The organism is Oerskovia sp. Root22 (assembly GCF_001429135.1).
GTDB classification, from domain to species: Bacteria; Actinomycetota; Actinomycetes; order Actinomycetales; family Cellulomonadaceae; genus Oerskovia; species Oerskovia enterophila.
Genome location: NZ_LMIL01000002.1, coordinates 51,078 through 68,541, shown reverse-complemented (window position 1 = coordinate 68,541; position 17,464 = coordinate 51,078). Strand labels below are relative to the sequence as shown.

Genomic DNA, 17,464 nt, shown 5'->3' with positions numbered 1-17,464 from the left:
GTCAGGCGTCCAGGTGGAGCGGCAGGCCGAACAGCGGGTACCAGGCCTCGACGTCGAGGAACGCGTTGATGCCCGTGACCTTGCCGTCCACGGTGTCGATGACCTGCAGGGCCCACGCGTCGTAGCCGCCGTCGGGGGACACCCGGTACTGGCCGAACCCGAACGTCCCGTTGGCCTGCACCGGCACCATGCGCGAGCCGCGGCACTCTGCGCCAGGACCGACCATCCACCTCTCGATCTCGACGGGGCCCTGCATCCACAGCGCGTAGGGCGGCATCGAGAGCGTGGCCTCGTCGTGGAGCAGCGCGACGAGCGCGGGCATGTCGTAGCGCTCGAACGCGTCGAGGTACTTCTCGAGGAGCTCGTTCTTCTCGTCGTCGGCCGGGACGGTGGGGAGGTTGGCACCGTCGGCTCCCGGAGCCGAGCCGTAGTGCGCCTGGGCAGAGAGGGTCGCGCGCGCCCGCTGGAGTGCGCTGTTGACCGACGGTACCGACGTCTCGAGGAGCTCGGCGACCTCTGACGCCTGCCAGCGCAGGACCTCGCGCAGGATGAGGACCGCCCGCTGCTTGGGCGGCAGGTACTGCAGCGCCGCGACGAACGCGAGCCGGATGGACTCGCGCCCCACCGCGACGTCCGCGGGGTCCCCGTCCCGAGGCAGCACGCGGTCGTCAGGGATGGGCTCGACCCACGTCTCCTCCGAGAGCTGCTCGCCCAGGTTCCGCTCCTCGGCGGACTGCGCAGCGCCCAGGCCCATGGGCCGCTCGCGCCGCTTGCGCTGCGCGAGGTGGTCGAAGCAGACGTTGGTCGCGATCCGGTAGAGCCAGGAGCGCAGCGCGGAACGTCCCTCGAAACGGTCGTAGGACCGCCAGGCACGGACCATGGTGTCCTGGACCGCGTCGTCGGCCTCGAAGGACGAGCCGAGCAGGCGGTAGCAGTAGCCAGTGAGCTGCGACCGGTACTGGTCCAGCAGCTCCCCGAGGTCCTCGTCCGCGACGGTCGCTGTGCGTTCGGTCATGGTGTCCTCTCGTGGCACGCCGCTGTGCGCGCCGTGTTCCACGTTAGCGTGACCCGCCGACACGTTCAGGGGAGAGGGCGTCGTCGCGTGCGAGCTCGAACCACACGGTCTTTCCTGGGCCGTCCGCTGCACGGTGCTCGACGAACCAGCGGTCCGCGAACCGGTCGAGGAACTGGACGCCTCGGCCTCCCGTCTCGTGCGGCGCGGGGTCGTGGAGCGTCGGTTCGTCGGGCGACCCGTCGCGGACACCGACCCGGACGAGCGTGTTGCTGACCTCGACGATCGCCTCGAGCGGTCCCACCGCGTGCTGGACGGCGTTGGTGAGGGTCTCGCTCGCGAGCAGCATGATGGTGCGGCGCTGGTCGCGGCTGATACCGCAGCTCTCGAGGATGTCGTCGACCCAGCGGCGGGCGGGCGAGATGGCGCCGGTCGTGTGCTCGACGCTGCGGGAGACGCGGGTGGGGCACGCGGGCGTGGGGTGCGAGTTCACCGCAGCGCGGACCCGCACCGCGAGGACCGCGATGTCGTCGCGCTGGTCGCTGCCGACCAGGCGTTGGACCAGGGCGTTGGGCAGCGCGAGGGTCGAGCCGTGGCGCAGCGCGACGAGCGCCTGGGCCAGGCCCGCGAGCCGCGTGCTCTGGGCGACGCCGCGCCGCTCGATCAGGCCGTCGGTGTAGAGCAGCAGGGTGTCGCCCGGCCCCAGGTGGGTCATGTGGTCGCTGCGCGGGGCGTTGGGGACGAACCCGAGCATCATGTCCGGCCGGGCGTCGAGCATCTCGACGCTCCCGTCCGAACGGAGGACCAGAGGCGGAGGGTGCCCGGCGTTCGACCACGACAGGTCGAAGAAGTCCCCGCGACGGTCGAGCCGGGCCACGACCGCGGTCCCGCTCGCGTGGAGCGCGAGCCCGGAGTTCGCGCGGTCGAGCAGCCGCAGCAGCGCGGACGGGGACTCGTCGTGGCTCCACGCGAACGTGCGCAGCATCGAGCGGAGCTGGCCCATCTCGGCGGCGGCCCGCATGTCGTGACCCGTCACGTCGCCGATCATGAGGACCGAGGCGTCCTCGTCGTGCACCACCGCGTCGTACCAGTCCCCGCCGACCTGGTCGGTGAGCGTCGCGGGCGAGTAGGTCGAGGCCAGCTCGAGGTGCGGGATGTCGGGGAGCTCGGTGAGCATCGCGGCCTGGAGCGTGGTCGCGGCGTCGCGGCGCTCCTCGAGCAGCCTGACGCGTTCGAGCGCGTGCGCGACGAAGCCCGCGAGGCCGGCTCGGGACAAGGACTCGTCGTCGGCGACCTTGCCGTGCTCCCACGCGAGGAAGATGACCGCGAGCAGCGAGGTGCCGGAGACCACGGGCAGGAGCGCGCGCGAGCCGACCGTGTCGTCGATCGCGTCCGAGACCGTCGGGAAGGACGCCAGGATGTCCGCCTGGTCACGGAAGAAGAGGGCCTCCTGGGTGCGCGCCACGTACGACACGACCCGGTCCGGGTCGTCGATCCGCGCGTAGCGGTAGGAGGGGGCGAGCCCGGGCTCGAGGTGGTCCATGCTCGTGTACGTCAGGCTCTTGCGCGACGGGTCCACGACCGCGAGCCCCGCGTACCGGGCTCCGATCGCCGAGGAGGCGACGTAGGCGAGCGTCTCGCCGACGTCCTGGACCGAGGTCGCGTCCGCGAAGGCCTCGCTCAGCATGAGGAGCAGGCGGTTGCGACGCGTCGCCTGGATGGCGAGGTTCTGCATCCGGGTGGCCCGCTCGTGCGCGATGCGCAGCCGCAGCTCGGACGTGCAGGCGGCCGTGAGGTCGGCGAGGGTCGCGAGGTCCGACTCGGTCCAGTCGTGCGGTTCGTCGTCCATGGCGCACAGGGTCCCGACGACGCGGCCGCGCTGGTCGAGGATCGGGAAGCCCGCGTAGGCCAGGACGCCGAAGTCGGGGATCGCGGGGTTGTCCCAGACCCTGCTGTCCTTGCGGGTGTCCGGCACGACGAGCGGTTCGCGGTCGTTCGTCACGTGCTGGCAGAACGAGTGGGTCAACGGCATGCGCCGGCTCGCCTGGATGTCCTCCGGCAGCCCGTGGGCCCCGGGGTAGACCTGTTCGTCGGCGAGGACCAACGACACCGCGGCGGTCGGGACGCCGAGCTGGCGCATGGCCAGGCGCGCGAAGCGGTCGAAGGACTCGTCGGCGGTCGGGGAGCCGAGCCCCGCCTCGACCAGCTCGAAGATCGCCTGGGCCTCGGTCACCGCTTCAGTATTCCTCGGGGCCCGCTCCACGTCGCGGTCTAGATGGGGTGAATCGGGCACGGCGGGCATGTCGTCGAGCATCCCACGGGTGCACCGGCGACGCTGAGCGTGTCGCATGGTCGGGGTGCGGGTGTGCGCACGGCGCGCCGCCCGGGGTGGGTGGCGCGCCGTGGTGGGTGGGGTGGGGTGGGGTCAGCAGGTGGTGGTGGGGTGGTCGATCTGCTGGGTGTGGGTGGTGCCGTCGGTGCGGGTGGCGGTGACGGTGGTGGTGCCTGCGGTCAGGGTCTGGGCGCGGGCGGAGAAGGTCTGGCTGGCGGACTTTCCGGGGGCTACGGCCTGGAAGGTCTTGGTGCCGAGGGGGGTGGTGAGGGTGATGTCGAGCGGGACGTCGCTGGTGTTGACGGCTCGGACGGACAGGGTTGCGGTGCGTCCGGTGCACTGGGCGCGCACGGTCGACTCGACCCCCAGGTCGGCCTGGGTCACGAACGCGATCGTCGAGGTCGACGTCGTCCCGTCCTCGGCCGTCACGTCGACCGTGGCGGTCGCGGTCGAACCGGCCGCGACCTCGCCGGGCTGTCGCACCGTGACCACGGCGTACGGGTCGGCCGCGACCGCGGCCACGACGGGCGTCGCGCCGGCCTCGGTCAGCACCTGGTAGCTCGTCGTCGCGGGGTCGAACCCGGCGACGGCCTCGCCGTCGACCGTCAGGCCCGACAGCGCGGCGTCCGAGGACGTGCCCGGCGCCTTGGCGAGGACCTGCACCTCGCTCACGACCATGTGGGTGTTGGGCCGCGCGGTCATGACGACCCGCACGGCCGAGGTGCGCACGTCCACGGGGACGTCGACCACGGGGGCGCGGCTCGTGTCGCCGCTGACCGCGACCGACGCGCTGACGTCCTTCCAGACGCCGTCGACCAGGGCCTGGACCCGAAGGCTCTGGGCCCAGCTCGCGGTCGAGCCGTCACGGTAGAAGGTCGTGACGACGTGCGTGACGTCGCGGTCCGCGGGAAGCGTGACCGTGAGGGTGTCGGTGGCGTTCTTGTCCGAGGACTTCCAGTTGGACCACGCCTTGTCCGTGGTGCTGCCGTTGACGATCCCCGAGGCCGAGTAGCCCGGCTCGGTGAAGGTCGCCGAGGCGGTCGTCCCGGGAGCGGACGTGGCTCCCTCGTCGACCGCGGCCGTGACCTGGACGCGGACCGTCGCGGGCAGGAGCTCGCCCAGCCCGGAGTCGGCCGTCCCGGCGAGCTCGACGACGCCGACCTCGGCGAACGCACCCGCGGGGGCGGTCTCCCAGGTCACGGGGCGCTCGACCTGGCGGCCGCTCGCGGTGACCGCGGGAACCGTGGCGGGAAGGACGGGCGTGCCGCCCGCGTACGCCTTGGCGCGAGCGGGCAGCGTCGCGGTCAGGGTGTCGACGACGACCTCCGCGGTGGCGGTCACGGGACCCCCGGGGGTCGTGACGGTGCCCTGGACCTCGACGGTCCCGGCCGTGGCCCAGGCAGACTCGGCCGGGAGGTCCCACGTCACGGGCAGGGTGCCGCGGGCGCCGTCGCGGTAGACGGGCACGACCGTGGTCGGCAGGGTCGGGACGGTCCCCGGCACGGTGAACGCCTCGACCGGGGTCGTACCGACCACGGTCTCGTCGGTCAGGCGCCAGCGCTGGTTCTGGCCCGAGTTCGCGGTGTACGTGGACACCGTCGCGCCGTCCGTCGAGGACTGGCCGCCGACCTCGAGCACGCGCCCGCTCGCGGCGTTGACGAGCGTGTAGGTCTCGTCGCCGGTCGTGGAGAGGATCCACTGCGCGGTCGTGGCGGGCTGCGCCGCCGCGTCGACCAGGACGGCCGTGCCGTCGGGGACGACCGCGAGCTGCTTGCCGTTCGCCGCGGACGTCACGGCGTAGCGGGTCGTGTGCGAGCCGGAGCCCTCGGGGGCGCCGAGCGGCGTGAGCTCCCACACCTGGGCCGGGGCGGCCGCGTCGTTCGTGCGGATCACGACGCCCGAGCCGCTCGCCGCGGGGGCGAGGGACTTGCCGGACTGGACGCCCTGGAGGCGGTAGACGTGGCCGTCCTGGACCAGGGCGGCGTCCTGCGCGACCCCCGCGACGCCGTCGACCACGAAGGTCGTGACGGACTCGGCCGGGACCGTGAGCGTGGCCGTTCCCGACCCCACGACGACCGGGGTGCCCTCGACGAGGGTCCCCGCGGTGCTCGTGACGAAGGGCGTGACGGTCGCGCCGTCCTCGATGCTGCCGAACCCGGACAGGTCGAGCGTGACGGCGCGCTCCGACGTCGTGCTGTTGACGTGGACCACGGTCGCCGCGTCGCCCGAGGCGGACACGGCTGCCGTGCTGCTGGTGTCGTCGACCCCGATCAGGTGGTCACCGGGCGCGATGAAGTGCGTGAAGTTCTGCGTCGTCTGGTACTTGGTGTTGGTGTAGATCGGGCACGTCTCGAGCGTGTCCTCGGCGGTGCAGTCGAAGGGGATCTGGATCTCGCCCCAGTTCGCGCCCTCGGCGCTCTCGCCGCCGGGAGCCATGTTGGTGTAGTCCTCGACGGGCTGCCAGAACACCCACGCCGAGGGCTCGAGCTCGCGCAGGTCGTCCGCGATGTGCTGGGCGCTGCCCAGGCCGGACTCCATGCTCACGAAGTCCTGCCCGGTGCTGCTCCAGGACCCGCCGACCTCGCTCATCCACAGGCGCTTGCCCTCGCCCTTGGCGATGTCGCGCACCGCGGTGCGCTGCCCGGTGCCGTACGTGTGGACGTTGAGCTGGTCGACCTTGGCCTTGACGTCGGCCGGGTACGCGTTCCAGTTGGTCGTGAACGTCCCGGGGTTGGTCTCGTCCATGGCCGCGATGCCGGCCGAGGTGTCGGCACCCTCGAGCGCCGCGTCGAGCGCGTTGATGACCTTCTGCTGGAGCGCGGGGCCCATGTGGGCACCCTCCTGGCGCCCGCCCGTGGGCTTGCCCGAGGAGTCCAGCGTGGTCCGCCAGTAGTTGGTGTTGGGCTCGTTGAACGGGTCGATCGTGCCGACCTCGATCCCGTGCGCCTTCTCGAGCCGCTCGGTCACGCCCACCATGTACGCCGCGAAGTCGTCGATGCTCTCGGTCTTGAGCTGGTCGTCGGTCGCGTTGAAGCTGCCCGAGACGTAGCCGTTGGGCGTCATGAAGTAGGGCGGGGAGTTGCTGAACGTCTCCCACGTGTCGACGTCATCCTTGATGCGGTCGACCCACCAGCGCTGGGTCGCGTCGGCGTCCTCGTTCCAGTCGGCCGGGTCCTCGGGGTCCCACCAGTCGACGTCGGTGCGGGTCGTGCCCTCGGGCGCGTTCCACCACCCCTCGACCGCGCCGCCCGCGCGCAGGTAGTCCGTGACGTCGGGCGCGTGCCCGCCGCCCACGTTGTAGCGCGCGATGTTGAGGTTGAGCCCCTCGTCACCGAACACCATGTCCGCGAGCTTGTCGCGGACCTCGTCGGGGTAGTCGCCCGTGGCGTTGGCGAACCAGACGAGGCTCGTCCCCCACCCCTCGAAGGCCTTGCCGGCGTAGCTCGGGTCGGGGCGTACGGTCACGCCGGGTACAGCGGCAGTGTCCGCGGCGGCTGCGGTCACGCCCGTGGCGAGCGCACCGCCCGACGGCGCCGCCTGGGCCGTGGCGCTCAGCGCACCACAGCTCAGGGTCACGGCGGCGACGCTCAGTGCGGCGAGCCACCTCCTCGATGCTCCTGCGTTCATCCTTGAACTGCCTCTCTCTCGCTTCTCTGCGAACCTGGCGTCGTGCACGCCACGGGCCGGCGCCTGCCGGGGTGCGGCAGGCGCCGGTCGTCGACGCGGGGGTCGTGCTGGTGGTGCGGGTCGTGCGTCGGTGCTGGTCGTGCTGGTCGGGTGGGGCGCCCGGCCCTCAGCCCCTCGGGCGGCGCAGGACGGCCACGCCGCGCGGTGCGAGGACGACCGTCGCGTCCGGTGCTCCGCCCGAGCGTCGGCCGACGAGAACGTCCCCCGTGACGCCGTCGACGTCCACCTGCTCGGCCGTGCGGTTGATGAGGAACCAGAACTCGTGCTCGTCGGTCCCGCGGACCGCGAGCTCGACCTTGCCGCGGACCGTGGCGGGCAGGTCGCCCGGGAGGTGCGCGTCGTCGAGGAGCGAGCGCACGAGCGGCTCGAGGCCCGTGCCCAGGCGCGTCGAGACGTAGGTCGCCGAGCCCGAGCCGACGGGCCGGCGCGTGATGGCGGGGCGCCCGCCCTGCTCGCCGGTCTTGTACCAGGCGAGGACCTCGACCGAGGCGTCCGTGACCGTGATCGGCTCGGACCACAGCGAGCCCTCGTTGCCGTCGTCGAGCAGGACCGTCTCGCCCTCGAGCAGCGGGGCGAACTCCTCGACCCGGATGCCCAGGAGGTCGGAGAACGCGCCCGGGTAGCCGCCCAGGTGGATGTGGTCGTTCTGGTCCACGATGCCCGAGAAGTAGGTCGTCACCAGGTGGCCGCCCCCCTCGACGAAGGCCTGGAGGCGCTCGGCGAGCACGCCCGGCACGACGTGCAGCACGGGGGCGACGACGACGTCGTACCCCGAGAGGTCGGCGCGGGCCGGGACGACGTCGGCGCGCACTCCCGCGGCGAGGAACGCCGAGTACCAGTCGAGGGCCTCCTGGCGGTACCGCAGCGAGTTGTTGGGGTGCGAGTCGAGCTCGCTCGTCCACCAGGACTCCCAGTCGAACAGGATCGCGGCCCGCGCGGGGACCTGCTCCGAGCCCGCGATCTCCGCGAGCGCGCCCAGCGTCGCTCCGAGCTCGCGCACCGTGCGGTGCACCTCGCTGTCCTCACCGGCGTGCGGGACCATGCCCGAGTGGTACTTCTCGGCGCCCGCGCGGGACTGGCGCCACTGGAAGAAGCAGACGGCGTCGGCGCCGTGGGCGACGTGGGTCAGGGAGTCGCGGACCAGGTCGCCGGGCTTCTTGGCGACGTTGATCGGCTGCCAGTTCACGGCGCTCGTCGAGTGCTCCATGAGGAACCAGGGCAGACCGCCCGCGATGTGGCCCGTGAGGTTCGCGGAGAACGAAAGCTCGTCGTGGGCCTGGACGCCCGGCAGGACGTAGTGGTCGTTGGACACGAAGTCGATCTCGTCGGCCCAGTCGACGTAGTCCATGCCCTTGGTCTCGCCCATGACCATGAAGTTCGTGGTCACCGGGACGTCGGGGGTCAGCTCGCGCAGGACGTCGCGTTCGGCGCGCAGGTACGACTTGAGCGCGTCGGACGAGAAGCGCTTGAAGTCGAGCTGCTGCGTGGGGTTGGGGTGCGAGGCCGCGAGGCGCGGGGGCAGGATCTGGTCCCAGGCGCTGTAGCGCTGCGACCAGAAGGCGGTGCCCCAGGCGTGGTTGAGCTCGTCGAGCGTGCTGTAGCGCTCGCGCAGCCAGTCGCGGAACGCGCCCGCCGCGTCGTCGCTGAAGTCGTAGACGTTGTGGCAGCCCAGCTCGTTCGACACGTGCCACGCGGTGAGCGCCGGGTGGTCGCCGTAGCGCTCGGCCATGGTGCGCACGAGCCGCAGCGCGTGCTCGCGGAAGACGGGGGAGGTGGGGCGCCAGTGCTGGCGCGCTCCGGGCCACAGGGTCTCGCCGTTCGCGGTCACGGGCAGGATCTCGGGGTGGGCGGTCGTGAGCCACGGGGGAGGGGAGGCGGTCGCGGTCGCGAGGTCCACCGCGATGCCGTTCGCGTGCAGCAGGTCCATGATCTCGTCGAGCCAGGCGAAGTCCCAGGTGTCGGCCGTCGGCTGGAGCCGGGCCCACGAGAAGATCGCGACCGAGACGATGTTGACCCCGGCGGCCCGCATGAGCCGCACGTCCTCGGCCCACACCTCACGGGGCCACTGCTCCGGGTTGTAGTCCGCTCCGAAGCCGAGGCGCGGCGTCGCGCGGTCCTCGGGCCACCGCAACCAACGGTGCGGTGTGGGGGTCGATGACATGGGTGCTCCTCGATCTCTCGTCGACCGGGGCGGCGTCTCTCGCGCCCCGGAAGGGGGACGCCGGCGTGCGTCGTGCTGCGCACGCCGGCGTCGGGTCGGTGGGCCGGGCTGCCTGCCCGGCCCACCGGGCAGGTCAGTCGTTCGTGACCTTGAATCCCTGCCCGTTGCCGTACGTGGTGATCTGGTCCTGCCAGGCCGTCAGGCCGTCGGCGATGGGCGTCGCGTTGCTGAACGCCTGGCCCGCGGTGTCACCGAAGACCGAGTTCGCGTAGACCTGGAAGGGCAGGTACTGCCAGCCCGAGCTGACGTCCTTGGACGCCTGGACGAAGACCTCGTTGACGGCCTGGCCGCCGAAGAAGTCGGACGTGGCGCCGAGGAAGTCGGTGTCGGCCATGATCGAGCTCGTCGAGGGGAAGAGGCCCGCGTCGACCTGGGCCTGGACGGCCTCGGAGTCCGTGCTGAGCCAGCGGGCGAAGGCCAGGGCCGCCGCCTTGTTCTCGCTCTTCGCGAGCACTGCCGTGCCCGAGCCGCCGTTCTCGGCGTTGGCCGGGGTGCCGGCCTCCCACACGGGCATGGTCGCGGCCTTCCAGCTGCCTGCCGTGGAGGGGACGTTGGTCTCGAGCGAGCCCGGAGCCCAGGCGCCCGTCATCCACATGGCGTAGCGGCCCGAGTCGAGCGAGCGCCAGAACGCGTCGTTCCAGCCGCCCGCGACGTCGACGAGCTTCTCCGAGATCAGGGTGTCCCAGAGCTCGGTGAACTTCTGCGTGCCCTCGTCGTCGAACGAGATGTTGACGTCCGTGCCCTCGACCGAGAACGGACGGCCCTCGGCCTGCCAGATCAGCGAGTCCACGCCGCCCGCGTCACCCGGGTCGATCGACGCGATGAAGTTCTCGGGGTTGTCGGCCTTGATGGCGCGCGCGACCGTGAGGAACTCGTCCCACGTCGTCGGGGCCTCGACGCCCAGGCGCTCGAGGATGTCCGCCCGGTAGAACATGACCATGGGGCCCGTGTCCTGGGGGAACGCGTAGTGCCCGTCGCCTGCGGCGACCTGCTCCCACGCGGAGGCCGTGAAGTCGGACTCGAGGTCGGACAGGCCGACGTCGTCGAGGCTGACGAGGGACTCGCCCAGCGCGAACTGGGGGAGCGCGAAGTACTCGATCTGCGCGAGGTCCGGTGCGCCGGAGCCCGCCTTGATCGCGTTCTGCAGCTTGGTGTACTGGTCGGCCGACTGACCGGCGTTGGTCAGCTCGACCTGGATGTTCGGGTGGGCCTCGTTCCAGAGGTCGACCGTGGGCTGGAGGTTCGGGACCCAGCTCCAGTACTGCAGGGTCGTGGTGCCCTCGGCGTCGAGGGCTGCGTCGATGTCGGCTGCCGTGACGTCGCCGCCACCGCCGCCGCCGTCCGTGCTGCCTCCGTCGCTGCCGCCCGAGCAGGCGGCGAGCGTGAGCGTGAGGGTGAGTGCTGCAGCGGTGACCGCGGCTCCGCGGGCGCGGGTGATCCTCATGGGGTGACTACCTTTCACTTCGGTGTGGAGAGGGGTCCGTCGGGGAGCCGACGTGGGGGTGGTGCTACTGCTTGACCGCACCGGCCGCGAGGCCGGACTGCCAGTACCTCTGGAGGAAGAGGAAGACGATGATCAGGGGGATGATCGCGACGAGCGACCCGGTGAGCACGAGGTTGTAGACCGGTTCGCTCGCTCCGGAGGAGCCTGCCTGCGCGCTCCACTGGTTCAGTCCCACCGTGAGCGGGTAGAGCTTGGGGTCGGTGAGCATGATGAGCGGCAGGAAGTAGTTGTTCCAGGTCGCCACGACCGTGAAGAGCAGCACGGTGATGAAGCCCGGGGTCAGGAGCCGGAGCGAGACCGACAGGAAGGTCCGCAGCTCGCTCGCGCCGTCGAGGCGCGCGGCCTCGAGCAGGGACTCGGGCACCGAGTCCTGCGAGTAGACGTACATGAGGTACAGGCCGAACGGGCTCGCGAGCGCGGGGATGATCACGGCCCAGGCCGTGTTGACCAGCCCGAGGCGGGAGAACATCAGGAACGTCGGGACCGCGAGGGCCGTGAGCGGGACCGTCATGGCACCGATCACACCGGCGAGCACCCACTTGCGACCGGGGAACGAGAACTTCGCGAGCCCGTAGCCACCGAGCGTGGCGAGGATCGTGGCTCCGACCCCGCCGACGCCCGCGTAGAGCACGGTGTTGAGGAGCCAGTTCGAGTAGATGCCGCCCTGGTAGGAGAACAGCTTGGTGAGGTTCTCGCCGAGCGCGAAGTCGTCCGCGAACCACAGGCCGAACGAGTTGAACAGCCCGCCGTTGGTCTTGGTGCTGTTGATGACGAGCCAGAGCAGCGGCACCACGGCGTAGAGCAGCATGAGCGTCATGAGGATGGACAGGGTGGGCGAGGTGCGTGCCCGGGACGAGGAGGCGGGGCGGCGGCGACCGGTCCTGGTCTTCTTGACCGGGGCCTCCTGCGACGCCTGCACGGTGCTGGTCTGCGTCATCACTTCTCTCCTGCTCGGCTCAGTCGTTGCGCGAGGGCTGCGACGACGACGGTGACCGCGCCGACGATGATCGCCACGGCGGCCGAGTAGTTGTACTGCTGACCGTTGAACGCCAAGTTGTACGCGTACATGTTGGGCGTGAAGTAGCTGCTGATCGTGGTGGGGGCCAGGGCCCTCAGGACGTTGGGCTCGTTGAAGAGCTGGAACGACCCGATGACCGAGAAGATCGTCGTCAGGAGCAGCGCGGGGCGCAGCGCGGGGAGCTTGATCGAGAAGGCGGTCCGGATCGCGCCGGCTCCGTCGATCTCCGCGGCCTCGTAGAGCTCGGTGGGGATCGAGCGCAGCGACGAGTACAGGATCAGCATGTTGTAGCCCACGAACGACCACGTGACGATGTTGCCGATCGCGACCAGGACCCACGACGCGGACAGCAGGTCCGGGGTCGCGAGGCCGATCGCGTCGCCGATCTGGCGGATGAGCCCGAACTCGTTGCCGTACATGTAGCCCCACATGAGGGCCGCGACGACCGAGGGGACCGCGTAGGGGAGGAAGAGCGTGATGCGGAACGCGCCCTTGGCCCGCAGCCGGCCCGAGTCGATCGCGAGGGCCGCGAAGAGTCCGAGGCCGAGCATGATCGGGACCTGGACCGCGAAGAACAGGAGGACCCGCCCGAGGCCGACGTGCAGCAGCGGGTCGGTCAGCGCCTGGGCGTAGTTCGCGAAGCCGGCGAAGAAGGAACCTCCCACGAGCCGGTCCTGGAAGAACGAGAGGTAGACCGCGTAGAAGAGCGGGGCGACGATCGCGAAGACGAACACTGCGAGGAAGGGGAGGACGAACGCGAGTCCTGTCCACTCGCGTCGTTCGGGGGGAGCCTTGGCGCGCCGGGCCTTGCGGGGCGGCGCGCTGGTCGTCACGGACGTCATCGTCATCTTCCTCGATTCGGGCAATCATGTTTGCGCAACCATGCGCTTGGTGCCCAGCATCACACGTCAGATTCGAGCGGTCAAGCCGCTTCGGCGTCGTGCACAGAAGGGGAGTGGGCGCTACAAGGCGTGACGAATGGTTGCGCAACCGTGATGTCGGCTACAGTTCTGCCCACAGGTCCGGAACGAAGGAGTGCGACCCCCATGACCGATTCACCCGCGACGCGGCACGGCAGGGTGCCGACCATGGTCGACGTCGCAGCGGTCGCGGGCGTCTCGCCCCAGACGGTCTCGCGCGTCTCGAACGGCTCACCGAACGTCGAGGCGTCCACCCGCACCAAGGTCCTCGAGGCCATGCGCTCGGTCGGCTACCGGCCCAACGCCGCCGCCCGGGCTCTGACGACGGGACGCTTCGGCGCGATCGGAGTCGTCGCGTTCTCGCTCTCGCGCTTCGGCGACGTCAAGACGGTCGAGGCGCTCGCGCTCGCGGCCAAGGCCCACGGGTACTCGACCAACCTCATCTCGCTCGACAGCCCGACGGCGGGCGGCGTGAGCGCGGCCATGGCCCAGCTCGCCGCGCAGAACGTCGACGGGCTGATCGTGGTCGAGAGCGAGATCCTCGAGCGCTCGTCGGTGATGTTCGCACCGGGCGTGCCCGTGGTCGTGACCGACGACGTCCTCGAGACGTCCTACCCGCTCGTCATGACGGACCAGGCCAGCGGCGTGACCAAGGCCGTCGAGCACCTGCTCCGGCTGGGTCACAAGACCGTGTGGCACGTCGCCGGCCCGCCCAACGGCAACGCGACCCGTGTCCGCCGCGACGCGTGGGAGGCCGCCCTCGTCGCGAACGGCGCCCCCGTCCCGCCGGTCTACCACGGCGACTGGACACCGGCCTCGGGCTACCGCCTGGGAGCGGTCCTCGCCGACAGGATCCCGGACGAGATCACGGCGATCCTCTGCGCCAACGACCAGATGGCGATGGGGCTCATGCGAGCCTTCCAGGAGCGGGGCATCTCGATCCCCGGAGACGTGTCCGTCGCGGGCTTCGACGACATCGACGTGGCCGAGTACGTGTGGCCGCCCCTGACGACCGTCCGTCAGCACTTCGACCAGGTCGGCCAGCTCTGCGTCGACCTGCTGCTCGAGCAGATCGCCGGCCGCCGGCCGACCCCCGGAAAGGTCCACGAGGTCGCGGTCGAGCTCGTGGTCCGCGCCAGCACGTCGGTGCCTCCCGGGCCGCGTTCCTGACCCGTCGGGCCGGACGGTCCGCCCCTGCACCCTTGTGCTCCATCCCTCGTCCCGAACGGAGTTCCCCCCATGCTCGCCGGCCGAATGGTCCTCAACCCCGACTTCCGGGTCGCGCCCGTCTCGCGCCGCACGTTCGGCTCGTTCGTCGAGCACCTGGGGCGCTGCGTCTACACCGGGATCTACGAACCGGGGCACGCGACGGCGGACGCCGACGGCTTCCGCGGGGACGTCCTGGACCTGGTCCGCGAGCTCGGGGTCTCGACCGTCCGGTACCCGGGCGGGAACTTCGTCTCGGGCTACCGGTGGGAGGACGGTGTGGGGCCGGTCGAGGACCGCCCCGCGCGGCTCGACCTGGCGTGGCACACGCTCGAGCCCAACACGTTCGGGCTCCACGAGTTCCTCCGCTGGGCGGACAAGGCCGAGATCGAGCCCATGATGGCCGTGAACCTGGGGACCCGAGGCGTCCAGGAGGCCCTCGACCTGCTCGAGTACACCAACATCGCGGGCGGTACGGCGCTCTCCGAGCGACGTCGTGCGAACGGCGCCGACGAGCCGTTCGGGATCACGATGTGGTGCCTGGGCAACGAGATGGACGGTCCGTGGCAGGTCGGGCACAAGACGGCCTCCGAGTACGGGCGCCTCGCGTCCGAGACGGCCCGCGCGATGCGCCTCGTGGACGACCGCCTCGAGCTCGTCGCGTGCGGGTCGTCGGCTCCCGACCTGCCGACGTTCGGCGAGTGGGAGCGCGTCGTCCTGACCGAGACCTACGACGAGGTCGACTACATCTCGGTGCACCGGTACTACGAGATCAAGGGCGACGACCTGCACTCGTTCCTGGGTTCCGTGGTGGACATGGACCGGTTCGTCGACTCGGTCGTGGCGACCGCAGACCACGTCAAGGCCGTCAAGAAGTCCGACAAGCAGATCGACCTCTCGTTCGACGAGTGGAACGTCTGGTACCAGTCCCGTGCGGCGTCGGTCCCCCCGCAGGGCGCGGACTGGCCCGTGGGCCCGGTGCTCCTCGAAGACCGGTACTCGGCGGCCGACGCGGTCGTGGTCGGCAACATGCTCGTCTCGCTGCTGCGGCACAGCGACCGCGTGACCTCGGCCAGCCAGGCGCAGCTCGTCAACGTCATCGCGCCGATCATGACCGAGCCCGGCGGGCGGGCGTGGCGCCAGACGATCTTCTATCCGTTCGCGCAGGCGTCGGCGCTCGCGCAGGGCACGGTCCTGCGCGTCGAGCCGGTCTCGCCGACGTTCCCGACCGCGCAGCACGGCGACGTCCCCTCGGTCGACGCGGTCGCGACGTGGGACGAGGCTGCCGGGAGGCTCGCCGTGTTCCTGGTCAACCGCAACCCCACGGAGCCCGTCACCGTCGATGTGGACCTTGCCGCGTTCGGAGCGCTCGTGGTGTCCGAGGCCTCGACGCTCACGAGCGAGGACCCGTACGACGCCAACACGGCCGACGAGCCGGACCGCGTGGTGCCCGTCGCCCGGGAGGACCTGTCGGTCGAGGGCGGCGTCCTGACGGTCGAGCTGCCCGCGGTCTCGTGGTCCACGGTGCTGCTCGTCGCTCGCGAGGCGCAGGGCTGACGCAGCGGTCCCCGCTGGTCGGCGGGCGGCGTCGAGCATGCGGTTGTCGTCGTGATTCGTCGGATTCTTGATGACAACCGCATGCTCGATCCACGACAACCGCATGCTCGTCCTCGGGCCGCCCCGGGTGGGATTCGTGGCCGGGCCGGCCATGGCGGGAAAGTCCCGCATGCGGGGGAGTCGGCAGGTCTGAGCGAGTTCACCCGGATTCGACGTCTCTTCACCGCGCGCGCACAACGTCCCCTCAGTAGCCTGACGTCAGCGTCCTCGCGCGCCGCGAGCGCTGACGGCACTCCGAACGGGGCTTCACATGGATTTCTGGGACTTCTTCTGGCTGCTCATCTGGTCCTTCGTCTTCATCGCCTACCTGATGGTTCTGTTCCAGATCCTCGGGGATCTCTTCCGTGACCACACGCTCAACGGGTGGTGGAAGGCGCTGTGGATCGTCGCGCTGGTCATCTTCCCGTTCCTCACGGCGTTGATCTACGTCATCGCCCGCGGCAAGGGCATGACCGAGCGGCAGCTCGCCGCGGCCAGCGCCGCCAAGGCGCAGGCCGACTCGTACATCCGCGAGGTCGCGACGGGGGGTCAGTCACCGACCGACCAGATCGCCACGGCCAAGTCGCTCCTCGACGCGGGCACCATCACGCCCGACGAGTTCGCCTCGCTCAAGGCCAAGGCGCTCGCCTGACCTTCGCACCACGGGCTCGCCCGCTGCGGCGCGAGCAGCAGCACCACGGACCGGTCGTCAGAAGTACCCCGGGGTTCCACCCGGCTCACTTCTGACGACCGGTCCGTGCCGCGTCCAGGGGAGCCCAGGAGGCTCGCGTACCCTCGACGCGTGGACGAGGAACTGGCGACGGGCGACCCGCGCGATCTCCCGGTCGGTCACCCGACGCGTTCCCCGGCCCTCGACGAGGGCGACCGCCCGTCGCGCGCGGTGCGTGACGCCGTCGGGCAGGACGCCGCGCGACGCGGTTTCTCCCTCGATCCCGGCCAGGCCCCCGCGGTCGAGGCCCTCGACGCCCTCGCGGCCCGGCTCGCCGAACCTGCCACGGACTGCTTGAGCGGCCTCTATCTCTGGGGGCCCGTGGGCCGGGGCAAGACCTGGCTCATGGACGTGTTCCACGCGACCGTGGGACGGCTCGCCCTCGGTAGCGGTAGCGGTCCCGGCCCCGGCACCCGCGCGGTGCGCGTGCACTTCCACGACTTCCTGCGCCGCCTGCACGGCGAACGCTTCCACCGCGGGTCGATCGACGCCGCGCTCGACGCGATCCTCGGGGACGCCGACCTGGTCTGCTTCGACGAGTTCCACGTGCACGACGCGGGCGACGCCATGCTCGTCGCGCGCGCCGTGCGGACGCTCGACGCGCGCGGCGTGCGGGTGGTCCTGACGTCGAACTACCCGCCGTCGGGCCTCATGCCGAGCCCCGCGTACCACCACCTGTTCGTCCCGACGATCGACCTGCTCACCGCGAGGCTCGACGTCGTCGAGGTCGGCGGGCACCGCGACCACCGGCGAGCGCCGAGCGAGGACGTGGCCGGCTTCCGGGGCGGCTCGTTCGTGTGGCCCGCCACGGATGCCCGGCTCGCGGCCGCGGGGCTCGACCGCCCCGGGGCGGCAGAGGCGACGACGGTCCCCATCGGTTCGCGCGAGCACCCGGTCCTCGCCGTCCGGGGGGACGTCGTGTGGCTCGGGTTCGGGCACTGGTGCGCGGGGCGCACCGCGGTCTCGGACGTCCTGCACCTCGCAGAGCGCTTCGGGACGGTCGTGCTCGACGGCGTCCCCGCCCTGGGCGCGCAGGCCCCCGACACGGGGCAACGGTTCGCGAACCTCGTCGACGTGCTGTGCGACCGTGACGTGCCGCTGCACGTCCTGGCCCACCAGGATCCCGACGAGACGCTCCGCCGCCACGGCGAGGAGGGCGTGGCGCTCGACGTCGAGCGGACCGCGAGCCGCCTCGCGCTGCTGCGGCGGCTGGGGCCGGTGGCGCTCGGGCGGTGACG

The 17,464-nt window shown here is 71.3% G+C and carries 11 protein-coding genes; 4 read left to right on the top strand and 7 right to left on the bottom strand.

The window, feature by feature from the left end; genetic code table 11:
- Position 1: 1 nt before the first annotated feature.
- From ASE15_RS03780 to ASE15_RS03750, 7 genes are all read right to left on the bottom strand, one after another.
- Positions 2-1,015: a sigma-70 family RNA polymerase sigma factor gene (locus ASE15_RS03780; RefSeq protein ID WP_056647448.1), complete on the bottom strand. Its 1,014-nt coding sequence runs from the start codon at positions 1,013-1,015 to the stop codon at positions 2-4.
- Positions 1,016-1,058: 43 nt separating this feature from the next.
- A complete protein-coding gene (locus ASE15_RS03775) occupies positions 1,059-3,245 on the bottom strand; it encodes a SpoIIE family protein phosphatase (protein WP_056647445.1) in 2,187 nt (728 codons plus the stop codon).
- A gap of 192 nt (positions 3,246-3,437) precedes the next feature.
- Positions 3,438-6,971: an RICIN domain-containing protein gene (locus ASE15_RS03770; protein ID WP_082608597.1), complete on the bottom strand. Its 3,534-nt coding sequence runs from the start codon at positions 6,969-6,971 to the stop codon at positions 3,438-3,440.
- A 166-nt stretch (positions 6,972-7,137) separates the two neighbouring features.
- Positions 7,138-9,192 carry a beta-galactosidase gene (locus tag ASE15_RS03765; protein WP_056647443.1) on the bottom strand — a complete coding sequence of 685 codons (2,055 nt, stop codon included), beginning with the start codon at positions 9,190-9,192 and terminating at the stop codon, positions 7,138-7,140.
- A gap of 133 nt (positions 9,193-9,325) precedes the next feature.
- Positions 9,326-10,696: a sugar ABC transporter substrate-binding protein gene (locus tag ASE15_RS03760; protein WP_056761638.1), complete on the bottom strand. Its 1,371-nt coding sequence runs from the start codon at positions 10,694-10,696 to the stop codon at positions 9,326-9,328.
- Positions 10,697-10,760: 64 nt separating this feature from the next.
- Complete coding sequence (locus ASE15_RS03755; protein ID WP_056761632.1) at positions 10,761-11,693, bottom strand: carbohydrate ABC transporter permease; 933 nt, start codon at positions 11,691-11,693, stop codon at positions 10,761-10,763.
- Positions 11,693-12,616 (bottom strand): carbohydrate ABC transporter permease, encoded by a 924-nt coding sequence (locus tag ASE15_RS03750; protein WP_056647553.1) that lies wholly within the window; start codon positions 12,614-12,616, stop codon positions 11,693-11,695. The genes ASE15_RS03755 and ASE15_RS03750 overlap by 1 nt, the downstream gene beginning before the upstream one ends.
- Before the next feature lie 204 nt (positions 12,617-12,820).
- Between ASE15_RS03750 and ASE15_RS03745 the strand changes: the two genes are divergently transcribed.
- The 4 genes from ASE15_RS03745 to zapE all read left to right on the top strand — a co-directional run bounded on the left by ASE15_RS03745 (position 12,821) and on the right by zapE (position 17,462).
- Entirely contained in the window at positions 12,821-13,864 is a 1,044-nt protein-coding gene (locus ASE15_RS03745; protein WP_082608596.1) for a LacI family DNA-binding transcriptional regulator, read from the top strand.
- A 69-nt stretch (positions 13,865-13,933) separates the two neighbouring features.
- Positions 13,934-15,457: an alpha-N-arabinofuranosidase gene (locus ASE15_RS03740; RefSeq protein ID WP_056647434.1), complete on the top strand. Its 1,524-nt coding sequence runs from the start codon at positions 13,934-13,936 to the stop codon at positions 15,455-15,457.
- A gap of 310 nt (positions 15,458-15,767) precedes the next feature.
- Positions 15,768-16,148 (top strand): SHOCT domain-containing protein, encoded by a 381-nt coding sequence (locus ASE15_RS03735; protein ID WP_056647432.1) that lies wholly within the window; start codon positions 15,768-15,770, stop codon positions 16,146-16,148.
- Between the two features lie 150 nt (positions 16,149-16,298).
- Positions 16,299-17,462, top strand: a complete 1,164-nt coding sequence (gene zapE / locus ASE15_RS03730; protein ID WP_200960508.1) for a cell division protein ZapE — start codon at positions 16,299-16,301, stop codon at positions 17,460-17,462.
- Positions 17,463-17,464: the final 2 nt, after the last annotated feature.